The following is a 12,486-nucleotide window of genomic DNA, read 5'->3' on the forward strand; positions in this document are numbered from 1 at the left end:
TAATTCCCCCTAGTTATTCCACTTGGCTTCTAACTTTTTAGATAATATGGATAATGGGTAGCATATTATAAAATATAATATGAATATAAATCCATAAACCCAAAAAGATGCTGTTGGAACTTTGAACCTTGAAACTTCTATGACCTGTTGTCCTATTTTTACTACTTCAATAACACCTATAAGTACTACTAAAGAAGTAGTTTTAACCATTCTTGTAGCTAAATTTATAGCACCCGGAAGCATTCTTCTTACAGCTTGAGGTATAAGAACATATCTATATAACATAAAGAAGTTAAGCCCTAATGCCTTAGCCGATTCTGTCTGATGTTTAGGTAGAGATTCTAACGCACCCCTAACAATATCCCCCATCTCTGCTGCTCCCCATAAGCTAAAAACAATTATTGAAATAAGTTCACCCTCTAAATGTATATTTAATACGCTTGTTACTCCAAAATAAAATATAAATAACCAAACAAGGATTGGAATTACCCTAAAAAGTTCTAAATAAAACCTGCAAATAACTCTAACAACCTTAGATTTTGAAGTCATAACTAATCCATAAATTATTCCTAATACAGAACCTATAACTATTGATATAAATGCAATTCTTGCTGTAACTAATAATCCACCAAGTAATCTTGTAAAGTTCATTCCATCAAAAATAACACTAAGACCCGAATTCAGCATATCTTACCTTCCTTTCTAGCCAGGTTAAAAATAAAGATAATGGTAAGAGTATTATTAGGTAAGATACTACTAACATTAGTAGTGATTCTACAGTTTGATAATACATTCCGATTAAATCTTTAGTAACGTTCATTAGATCAACTATAGCTATAGCTCCTAAAATAGATGTTTCCTTAAGTAAAAATATACAATTTGCTCCTATAGCTGGTATGCTTACAGAAAAAGCTTGAGGAAGTATAACATATCTTGCAAGTTGAAACTTAGAAAGTCCTATACTCATACCCGATTCAAGTTGCGTTTTACTTACTGCTTCTATTCCACCTCTAAAAGCTTCCGCCATATAACTTCCCCCTAAGAAAGAAAGTCCTATTATTCCACAGGTATTTTCACTTAAAACTAATCCTAATTTTGTTAATCCGTAATATAAGAAAAATAATTGGATTAACAACGGTGTATTACGTGAAAGCTCTATATATGCTTTTACTACTATATTTAAACCCTTAACCTTGTAATAATTTATAGCGCTACATATTATCCCAATGATAAATGAGCCTAATATTCCCCAAAAAGCAAGCTTTAAAGTCAATATCGCTGCTTGTTGGTACAATGGTATTTTTTCAACAATAAAATTCCAGTTAATAACCATGAATTTACCACCTTTTCACAGTCTAGTATTAATTAATAATTCCTATAGACTTAATATGATATATAGTTATATTATTCACAACTTATTCAATTGTCAATAAACACTAATTATTACTATAATTTATTTACTTAAACTTTGTTAAATATATATTAATATTTCATTCTATTTGGTAGTATTTCATTAATTTTTATCCACTTTTTGTATCAATTAAATAATTCAATTCTTGTCCTATTAAATATTTTTATTATTCAGTAGCATAAAAAGGTGGCTACGCCACTTCGCTAGGGAACCCTATGTCCTTTCAGGCCTGGGTAGACCCGTTAAAGACCATTTAGGTCTTTAACCCTTCGACGACACTGCGTGTCTGAGACCTCTTAACTTGGCTCTGTAGCACATAAAGATTATTAATCTTTATGCCCTCCTTAAGAGGCGGGGAGCACAACCTCCCCTGCACCCCTTGCATTTTTTATTGCATAGGAAGAATACACTTTCCTATACAATAAAAAATAGAGCATAAAAATATGCTCTACCTAACTAATTATTTACATTCTCATAATTTTTTCTTTTTACTGAATACATTTCCCTATCTGCATTCTTTAATAAATCATCTACGCTTGTACCATCATCAGGGAAAACACTTATCCCCATACTAGCTCTTATATTTAATTTATTACCGTTTATCTTCATTGGAATTTGTAGTCTTCCATTTATTTTATATATATACTTTTCTGCATCCATATAATTTTCTATATTAAATAATATTATTGCAAACTCATCTCCACCTAACCTAGCAACAATTCCTTCACCTTTAATACAATCTTTAATTCTGTTTCCAACTTCACACAAAACAAAATCCCCAGCACCATGTCCAAAAGTATCATTAATATATTTAAATTCATCTAAATCACAAAATATAAGTGCTAATTTTTTGGGATCATTAACTTGAAGTCTTAGCTCTTCCTCTAGGGTTTCAACAAAATACTTTCTATTTACTAATCCTGTTAGTGCGTCATGGTACGCTAGGTAAGTTATATATTCTTCTGCTTTTTTTCTTTCTGTAATATCATGGATAATTGCAAAAACCATAATCTTATCTCCGCCCTTAATTGGAGACGGGTGAACCTCTACATTTCTCATTTCCCCGTTAGATAGTCTATGTGTTGTCTCAATTACAGTTACACTTTTGTCTAATATATTTTTAAGATTATTACCTATATCTGAGTTACCTAAATTCTCAGCTCCATTTAGATCAGTAATTTTCATTTTTTCAAAATCTTCCTGATCATATCCATAAAACCTTTGAGCTGAAGCATTAGCGGAAAAAATATTTAAATTTTCAGGATCTATTAAAAGCATTATAGCTGAGTGTTCACTAAACATTACACGAAATTTTTCTTCACTTACTTTTAGTTTTTCTTCTATTTCCTCATGTACATGTAACTCATATTCAAGTTCCTTAGTAAGGGTTATATCATGTCCAATAATAACAGTACTTATTACTTTTTTACTTTTTTCATCAATTATTTTTTTACAAGAAACATCCATAGGAATTTGTTTTCCTAATGCTGTTATGCAATTAAGTTCCAGATATATATGTTTGTCATAGGGTGACTCTAGAACTATCTTTTTAACTGTGTCCTTTTCGCTAAATAAATCTTCTATTCTCATATTCAAAATTTCACGCTCAGAATAACCAAGTAAACTAACAGTTCTTTTATTTATTTCTATTATTTCACCTGAAGGCGATACAAGAAAAAATAAATCCATCATTTCAGCTAAGATTTCATCAAACAAAATATCTGAAGGTATTTTTAAAAGATTGTATTTAATTATTGCATAATAAATTCCTAAAACCATTATTAAAGCATAAAATTGTCCCATAGCTGGCAGTATTCCAGCCTCGGACAAAAAATTAATTCCAAAAGATGCTGCACTACTAGAAACTACAATAACAGCTTGTCTCTTTTTATTAAGTTCCAATTGTCTTTTACCCCATATAGCTATCACAATCAGTGAAAGAGATTGATAAGATATATTATAAATAGTATTAACTAACGAAAAAATAACATAAATAGAGTCAGTTGAACTTATACCTTCCCAATGTAAAAATACTCTAACGTATATTAGGAAAATAGATGGTACATATAAAAGTACTTGTAGAAGTTTATTCTTAAAAAGCTTATTATTAGTAAATCTTAATGCAATATGAAGAACAAATGTTGTAAAAGTACACCACCCTATAGCAGCTAGCTTCATTAGCGGTTCTGATGCAAAAAAGGTTGGAATATTTCCTAAAAAATATCCTAGGGACCATATAGATAAACTTAAGCATAACAATAAAAACAGCTTAGTTTCTGCTGAACTAGTGCTTGACTTAAAGGTATGCACGCCTATAAATACATATATTATGAAAGTTAATAATGATAACGCAGCCACAAGATCCATTGACAATCCTCCCCAGTAAGTATACGAAATCCTATTATGTAACATCTTTTATTCTTATTCCCTAAATTATACCATTGGGCATATATTTTTTCTATATACCTTTTTATTTTAATATAAATTTTTTTTAAATATAAATTATTAATTAAAATGAACACTTCAAAGTCCATAAAAACCTCACTTTCATTATATTTATTTTAGAAAAAATAAAATACTGCTAAAACAAAATTTTAACAGTATCTTACTACTTATGTTAACAGATTTGATTTAATGAACTTTTTAAATCCTCTTCTGCTGTACTTATTGGTTTTATATTAAATGTATCAACTAAGTATTGTAGAACATTAGGAGATAAAAATGCTGGTAAACTTGGTCCAAGGTACATTCCCTTTATACCTAAAGATAATAATGCTAAAAGATCAGCAACAGCCTTTTGTTCATACCAAGAAAGTACAATAGTTAAAGGGAGTGAGTTTACATCTGTATCAAAAGCATCTGCTAAAGCTGTAGCTATTCTAACAGCCGAATATGCATCATTACATTGACCTACATCTAGTAGTCTTGGAAGTCCTGAAACTGTACCAAAATCTAATTTATTAAATCTATATTTGCCACAAGCTAAAGTAAGAATTATGCAATCATTTGGTACCATCTTAGCAAAATCAGTATAGTAGTTTCTTCCTGGTCTTGCTCCATCGCATCCACCAATCAAGAAGAAATGTCTTATATTTCCCGCCTTAACTTCCTCAACTATCTTCTCTGCATGAGATAAGGTTGCATGGTGTCCAAAGCCTACTAATATTTCTTTCTTCTCTTCATCTTCTTTAAATCCGCCTAACTCTAAGCTTTTCTCTATTATTTCACTAAAGTCTTTTGTTTCATCATCCTTAGTCGGAATAAATTTTATACCATCCCATCCAACTACATTTGTTGTAAATATTCTATCTTTGTAAGTTTCTCTTGGTCTCATTAAACAGTTAGTAGTCATCAAAATACATCCTGGTATATTATCAAACTCTTTTTGTTGATTCTGCCATGCTCCACCAAAATTACCTACTAAATGTTTATATTTTTTTAATGAAGGATATCCATGAGCTGGTATCATTTCCCCATGAGTGTATATATTTATTCCTTTTCCTTCAGTTTGTTCTAATAACATCTCTAAATCTTTTAAATCATGTCCTGAAACAATAATAAATGGTCCTTTAACCTTATTTACATTTACCTTATGTGGTGATGGATTCTTATAAGTAGTAGTATTAGCTTCATCTAAAGTTCTCATTACTTCTACACTTATCTCTCCAGTTCTCATAGCCATTCTGATCAAGTCTTCAAGACTTAGATTATCATTTGTCGTTGCCTCTAATCCCTTAAAATAAAACTCATCAACCTGATCACTGTGATAACCTAAATATCTTGCTTGATGGCCATAAGCACTTACGCCTTTTAATCCATATAATATAGTGGATCTTAATGATCTTATATCTGCATCAAGACTTTGATCATACATAATGCCTGCCTTTACAGAATCTTTTAACATCTCTTCTTTTGTTTCACTTAAATTATAAGTACATTGATCAGGATATTCCCCCTCTGGAGCTTCATCCCTAAGTCTTTCCTTTATACTTTGTGATTCTTGTAACAGTTTTACATGAACTTCTGCATCAAAATTAACATTAGTTAAAGTTGTAAACAATCCATTCTCAACAAAAGAAACTATACTCTTATCTATCTTTTTTTCTTGCTCCATGATTTTCTTAGCATAACAAGATATTCCCTTTAACTGATAGATAAGTAGATCTTGAAGATTAGCTATCTCTGGAGTTTTACCACAAACCCCTGACTTAGTACAGCCTTTACCACCCATAGTTTGCTCACACTGATAACAAAACATTGTATTCTCCATAAAAATCCTCCTAATAGTATTATTTAGAACCACCTATATTATACCCTAAAATTAGGTAACTATACATCACCATTTTGTTAATTATTTGGAAAAATCTCACCCAAAATTACTGTAGATGCCGTTTCTCAGGCTTCATCAGAATCATTCTTTTTAAGATTATGTTTAATAAAAAGTTAAACACCTTATTGCTGTAGGAGATTCCGCAGGAATGCTCCATTAAATTCATTAAAAGATTATGTTTAATAAAAAGTTAAACACCTTATTACTGTAGAGGCTTCTTCTCAAGCCTCATTAGATTCATTGATTGACAATTATGTTTATTAAGAAGTTAAGCTCTTCTGACCTGTAGAAGGTGTTCCTCAGCCTTCATCAAAGTCATTTTATCCTAATTCATTAAAGAAGGATTAGACTGACGCTTAGAACCGCGTCCACCGAATAGAAGTGCACATTATTGCTGTAGGAGATTCCGCAGGAATGCTCCATTAAATTCATTAAAAGATTATGTTTAATAAAAAGTTAAACACCTTAATCCTGTAGAGGCTTCTTCCCAAGCCTCATTAAAGTCATTCTTGTTAAGATTATGTTTAATAAAAAGTTAAATGCTTAAAAAGTTAAAAAGTTAAAAAGTTAAACATTTAAACATTTAAACATTTAAAAAGAAAAACATTTAAAAAGAAAAAAAGTTAATTGTTTTTATAAAAAAACAAGGCACCACTTGCGCCTTGTAGAATTCATTTTTAATTAATGCGGTTATTTAGGTAGTCCTCTAACAGGTTTACTCATATCTTTATCTTCATCTGTGTTTACAGGGTTTGCTGCTGATTTATTATTTTTATTTCTATAATAAGATTTTTCTCCAGTTTTATTATTTTTACCAAGTTTTTGAGTCATTAAAATCACCTCCTTATCTATCTTTTGAAAAGCTTATGAAACTATCCCTGTTAAGTTTTGCTATAGATAATATTTTTATGGTATACAATTTAAATTTAAGAAAAAAATAAAAAAATATATAGATTTTTTAACAATACTTTGTTAAAATATTATTTATAGAGAATGATTATTTGTAAATAAAATATATTTATTGTTTTGGAGGTAATTTTATATGAAGGTAGCAGTTATAGGTTGTACTCATGCAGGTACAGCTGCAATAGTGAATACAGCAAAAAAACATCCTGATGCAGAAATAACAGTATACGAAAGAAATGACAACATCTCTTTTCTATCTTGTGGAATAGCATTATATGTAGGTGGAGTGGTTAAAGATCCTCAAGGATTATTTTATAGTTCACCAGAGGCTTTAGCGGAACTTGGAGTTAAAACTAAGATGTCTCATGATGTTTTAGATATTGATGTAGATAATAAAATCTTAAAAGTTAAGGATTTAACTTCTGGAGAAGAGTTTGAGGATAATTTTGATAAATTAATAATTACTACAGGCTCATGGCCAATAGTACCTAATATTGAAGGAATAGATTTAGACAATATACTTCTTTCAAAAAATTATGCTCATTCAAATACAATTATAGAAAAAGCTAAATCAGCTAATAGAATAGTTGTTGTAGGAGCTGGTTATATAGGTGTAGAGCTTGTAGAAGCTTTCGAAATGAACGGTAAAGAAGTTACTTTAATAGATGGTATGGATAGAGTTTTAAGCAAATATCTTGATAAAGAATTTACAGATACTGCTGAAGATGAATTTAGAAACCATGGAATTAAACTAGCTTTAGGAGAAACTGTAAGTAAATTTGAAGGAAAAGATGGTAAAGTAACTAAAGTTATAACTAATAAAGGTGAATATGAAGCTGATCTTGTAATTCTGTGTATTGGATTTAGACCAAGTACAGCCCTATTTAAAGATAAGTTAGATATGCTTCCAAACGGAGCAATAATAGTAGATGAATATATGAGAACAAGTAAAGAAGGTATATTTGCTGCTGGAGACTGTGCTTCAATAGTTTATAACCCAACAGGAAAAAGAGAATATATCCCTCTTGCTACAAATGCAGTTAGAATGGGTACTTTAATAGGTAGAAATTTAGTAGAACCTACTACTAAATATATGGGCACTCAAGGAACTTCAGGAATAAAAATCTATGACTATAATATAGCTTCAACTGGTCTTACAGAAGCTTCAGCTAAAGCTGCTGGACTAAAAGTAAAAACAGTATCAGCTACAGATAACTATAGACCTGAGTTTATGCCTACATTTGACTCAGCAACTGTAAAAGTTGTTTATGACGAGGAATCAGAAGTAATACTTGGTGCTCAAATCATATCTAAAACAGATTTAACTCAATTAATGAATACAATGTCTGTTGTTATTCAAAACAAAATGACTATAGATGAGTTAGCATTTGTTGATTTCTTCTTCCAACCACACTTTAACAAACCTTGGAGCTTATTAAATATAGTTGCTTTAAGTGCAAAATAGATAAAGATTATGCTGTCATACTAGTTTTACCAAATAGTTAGTGTGACAGCTTTTTTATCTATTAAATCATACTATCAAAAGCTTCCGACTTTTCTCCAAGGGAATAAATATATAACTTATGGAGTGCTCTGGTCATCCCAACATATAATAGTTTAGCATCTAATTCTTCCGTCTTATATGACTCCTTATTAGCATTAGCTATAATTACTACATCGAATTCAAGACCTTTTGATAAATATGAAGGAACTATAACTACTCCACCATTGTACTCTTCTTCATTTCCTGTTATTAATCCGCACTCTAAAGAATAATTTTTCAACTCCTGCTCCATCACCCTACACTCCTCTATAGTTTTACATATGATAGCAGCTGATTTAAATACCTTTAGTTCATTTGATAACTTATAATGTATATCCTCTATGACTTTATTCATGCAATTTATCTCAATTATAGCTATTTTCTCTCCATGCCTAATAACAGGTTTAGCTAATGGAAGCGTTATATCCTTTAACGATTTTATTACTGAAGTGGCACCTTCCATTATCTCGATTGTTGTCCTATAACTCTGTTCTAATGTTAGCATTGAATAGCTATCTTCCCCAAAAATCTTATCAGAGACGTTCTGCCAGTTACTAATTCCCCTATAGGAATAAATTCCTTGGCATAAATCCCCCAATATAGTGAATGAACTTCCCCCTATAATTTCTCTTATTAAATCTAACTGAAACTCACTGTAATCCTGTGCTTCATCTATTACTACATGCCTTATATCTAACTTTTCATCAAGCCCGCTTACTTTGTACTTAATATACATAACTGGTGAAAGATCTTCTATTTCTATATGATCTTTACTTAAATTCTTTAAAGTCTCTAGTCTAGTATTTTCAGCTAAGTTCTCATCCACATATTTACTACATAACTGGTTAAATAATTCTTTATCATTAATAAGTTTTTTGTAATAATCTATTGGGGAATTCCTTTTAATCTTTGATATATACTCTTTAACTATAGTTTTGGACTTAATATTTATATCACATAGTATAGAATCCCTTTCATCTGCTAACTCAATGATAATTTTTCTTCTTTTTTGTGAATCCTCCATATTCATTCTTACTCTATCTATTTTCTTATCATATTCAGCCTCAATACTTTCAAGAATTGAATTTTTTTTACTCTTAATACTGTTGGTAAGAGTTTTTCTAATTTCTTTTACTCTTTTATCTAATGGCAAATTAGAGTAGCTGTTAATAAATAAGTTTCTGATTTCTTCATGTTTTAATAGTACAAATGATTTAATCTTAAAATCCTCATTCGGCATAAAGTTTTTCTCAATAATCTCTATATAGTCTTTTATGATTTTCTTAAATGTTAAAGAAGATTTAAAAGCTGACAAACTTTTTATTAAGTTATTTCTATCATTTAAATTTTTATTGTTTATAAGATCTGCTAATTTCTCATTATAATTATTTATCTTTATTTTTCTACCTATAATTTTTAATGCAAAATCCTCAAAGGTAGTTTGATAAACATTCTCTACTCCTAACTCTGGTAGTACTTCAGATATATAGCTTAGAAAAAATCTACTTGGTGCCATAATCATAAAACTACTTGGATCCAAAGTTTTCTCATTGTTATATAAAAGATATGCTATTCTATGAAGTGCCAAAGTGGTTTTTCCTCCACCAGCTGCTCCTTGAACTATAAGCGGTTTCCACATATCTGCTCTTATCACTTTGTTTTGTTCAGCTTGTATAGTTGAAACTATATCCTTAAGCCTGCTATCCTTACTTCCTCCTAAAGCTGCTTGAAGAAAGTCATCGCTTGTTGTTATGTCACTATCATAAATCTCTTTTAGCTTCCCCTCTTCTATGGTGTATTGCCTCTTTAAACTTATATTTCCGCTTATATATTCATCATCACTTGAGTAGCCAGCTTCTCCTAATCTTCCTTCATAATACAAAGTAGCTATAGGAGCTCTCCAATCTACAATTATAGGTTCTTGGTCCTCTTCTCTAAGAAGTGAAACTTTACCAATGTATAAACTCTGCATTTCTCTACTGCCATTTTCTCTAAAGTTTACTCTTGCAAAATAGGGTTTACTGAGACTTTTATCTAAATTTCTTAGCTTTTGTTCTAAATTACCTTTGAGAATTTTATTAGTTACTAATGCATTAAACTGGTCTGGATTATCCATATTAAAGTTTTTCCAACCATAACTAACTTCTTTATCTACTCTTTCTTTTTCATTCTTAATATTGCTATTATAATTATTTAAATATTCCAGTGTATAGTTAAGTCTAGTTAACTCCTCATTATAGTCGGGATGTTCTATAGCTGCCATATTACACACTCCATTTCTAATATACTTATTTGCCTTTGGATACTATATTTTAAATAAATATTCATTAAAAATAAAACCTCATTTTTAAGTTTTAAGCAGTTCCCTATACTCCCATATAGAATCTATGGTATAAACTTAACTCTTTCACACTGTTTTTAGCTTTTCCTTTACAAGTTAATGCTTTTAGTTTATGATAAATATATAAAGTAACTATTATAAATACAATGGGTATCATGTATAAAAATTTACTTATAACGCATTTAAAGCATATCTAAACATAGATATGCTTTTATTATTTATTTTTCTCTATTGCTTTCTGTAAATATCTATACAATTCTCCTGTCATACCAAAGCTTATAGGACTGTCTGGATTTTCACCGTGAAAGTTTTCAGCTGCTTTTACTATTTCCTTATCTTTATTTGTAATCTTATCCACAGCATTTCTCCAAATATGCACAAGTTTTTTAACTTCTTCATCCTCAAACTGTGTATTATTATCATAACATCTTTGAAGCCTATTTATAAAATCAGTCCATTCTTTTTGCATTTTTTCCTGTTCTTCATCTGTGAAGCTTCTTCGTATATTTTTCATCTTCCCTATTTGTTCTTCCGTAAAATGATTATACACTCCTACTTGCATCAATTGTATTACTTCTATAAACTTTTCTAAATCTACATCCTTATTGCCCTTAAGAAACTTATATAGTATTTCAAGTTCCTCACATAATTCCTGCTCTATTTTAATTTTTTCTTTAACTTTATCTAATTGATATTTAATTACTCCTGCAGGATTATAATTAGGTCTTTCAATAATATCTTTTACATCTTCTAATCTTAATCCCAACTCTTTAAGGAATATTATCTGCTGAAGCTTTAATATATCTTCTTTTGTATATATTCTATGCTTTGAATCTGTAAACTCTGAGGGAGTAAGTAAACCTATATGATGATAATGATGTAGTGCTCTTACTGTCATCCCTGTCCTTTTTGCTAACTCACCTATCTTTAAGCCTTCCTTTTCCATGCAAATTCCTCCTTCTATATAATTAGTATATATCCTAACCTTACGTCAGTTACAATCAAATTCTTAAAATTACCACTTGAACCTAACCTAACGTCAGGTTATAGAATTAAGTTAGAGAAAGGAGCGTTGTTATGAAAGCAACTATTACTAAACTAATTACTAATGACAAACAAGCAAGAATCTATATTTTAGATAATACTGATTTAATTCATGAATTAGTTTCTTTAGAAAACTTCAATATAATTTCAAAGGAAGCTTTATCTACAACTTTTACCTTATCCAGCTTATTATGTGGATTATTAAAAGACAAACAAAGAGTAAGTATCCAGATTAATACTTCTACTCCTTCTAAATATATACGATGCGATGTAGATTCCTATGGAAATGTTAGAGGATATGCAAGTGAGGATTTAATAGATAATAAAGAAAAATTTAATTCTATCCCTGAGCTTATTGGAAATAAGGGTATTATAAAGATGACTAAGGATATAGGTATGGGCTCCTTATTTACAGGAATTGTAGATATGCCCTATAAAAATATAGTTGATGACTTCTCCAATTACTTTTTAAAAAGTGATCAGGTAGAAACTGCTTTTAGGTATTATTATAAGGAGGAAAATTCTAAAACCCTATATAGTAGAGGCATACTCCTTCAACCACTCCCTTTTTGCAATCCCGATTTATTGTCTAACTGGCTGGGTTATATAGATAGAAATAAGTGTCTTTTTGATAACTCTTATTTTAATCCAAACACTATCTTACCTAATACTAAAGTAGTTGGGACTCAAGAAATACAATTATTCTGCGGCTGCTCACGAGAAATGTTTTTTGGGTTGTTATATTCTCTTGGTAATGAAGAATTAACCAGAGCTTTAAATGAAAAACAAAGTATAGAAACTGTCTGCAATATATGTGGGAAAAAGTATGTCTATAATGAAAATGATATTTCCTTACTTGTCAATGGATAAAGTCAGTAGGTTACACTAAGTGCTCAGTGTAGCCTACTATT

The 12,486-nt window shown here is 30.0% G+C and carries 9 protein-coding genes; 2 read left to right on the forward strand and 7 right to left on the reverse strand.

Translation table 11 applies throughout. From position 1 onward, the window contains the following. Window positions 1-9: 9 nt before the first annotated feature. The 5 genes from L1S49_RS00595 to L1S49_RS00615 all read right to left on the reverse strand — a co-directional run bounded on the left by L1S49_RS00595 (window position 10) and on the right by L1S49_RS00615 (window position 6,572). Complete coding sequence (locus L1S49_RS00595; protein ID WP_073019392.1) at window positions 10-687, reverse strand: amino acid ABC transporter permease; 678 nt, start codon at window positions 685-687, stop codon at window positions 10-12. Continuing rightward, window positions 668-1,333, reverse strand: coding sequence for an amino acid ABC transporter permease (locus L1S49_RS00600; protein WP_238902116.1), 666 nt, complete (start codon window positions 1,331-1,333; stop codon window positions 668-670). The genes L1S49_RS00595 and L1S49_RS00600 overlap by 20 nt, the downstream gene beginning before the upstream one ends. Before the next feature lie 534 nt (window positions 1,334-1,867). Then, window positions 1,868-3,778, reverse strand: a complete 1,911-nt coding sequence (locus L1S49_RS00605) for a diguanylate cyclase (RefSeq protein ID WP_238902117.1) — start codon at window positions 3,776-3,778, stop codon at window positions 1,868-1,870. Between the two features lie 250 nt (window positions 3,779-4,028). Beyond that, complete coding sequence (hcp, locus tag L1S49_RS00610; RefSeq protein ID WP_238902118.1) at window positions 4,029-5,681, reverse strand: hydroxylamine reductase; 1,653 nt, start codon at window positions 5,679-5,681, stop codon at window positions 4,029-4,031. 750 nt (window positions 5,682-6,431) lie between these two features. Beyond that, window positions 6,432-6,572, reverse strand: a complete 141-nt coding sequence (locus tag L1S49_RS00615) for a hypothetical protein (protein WP_181602396.1) — start codon at window positions 6,570-6,572, stop codon at window positions 6,432-6,434. Between the two features lie 211 nt (window positions 6,573-6,783). Between L1S49_RS00615 and L1S49_RS00620 the strand changes: the two genes are divergently transcribed. Then, a complete protein-coding gene (locus L1S49_RS00620; protein WP_238902119.1) occupies window positions 6,784-8,112 on the forward strand; it encodes an FAD-dependent oxidoreductase in 1,329 nt (442 codons plus the stop codon). A 61-nt stretch (window positions 8,113-8,173) separates the two neighbouring features. Here the strand turns inward: L1S49_RS00620 and helD are convergent, their stop codons facing one another. Further along, the gene (gene helD, locus L1S49_RS00625) at window positions 8,174-10,453 is read right to left on the reverse strand and encodes an RNA polymerase recycling motor HelD (RefSeq protein WP_238902120.1); all 2,280 of its coding nucleotides are present in this window, start codon (window positions 10,451-10,453) and stop codon (window positions 8,174-8,176) included. A 292-nt stretch (window positions 10,454-10,745) separates the two neighbouring features. Beyond that, a complete protein-coding gene (locus L1S49_RS00630) occupies window positions 10,746-11,477 on the reverse strand; it encodes a MerR family transcriptional regulator (RefSeq protein WP_238902121.1) in 732 nt (243 codons plus the stop codon). A gap of 131 nt (window positions 11,478-11,608) precedes the next feature. On the opposite strand from L1S49_RS00630, the gene L1S49_RS00635 reads away from it, so the two are divergent. Then, window positions 11,609-12,445, forward strand: a complete 837-nt coding sequence (locus tag L1S49_RS00635; protein ID WP_238902122.1) for an Hsp33 family molecular chaperone HslO — start codon at window positions 11,609-11,611, stop codon at window positions 12,443-12,445. The last annotated feature ends 41 nt before the right edge of the window (window positions 12,446-12,486 follow it).

Origin of the sequence: Clostridium sp. YIM B02506 (assembly GCF_022324845.1) — a bacterium.
GTDB classification, from domain to species: Bacteria; Bacillota; Clostridia; order Clostridiales; family Clostridiaceae; genus Clostridium_T; species Clostridium_T intestinale.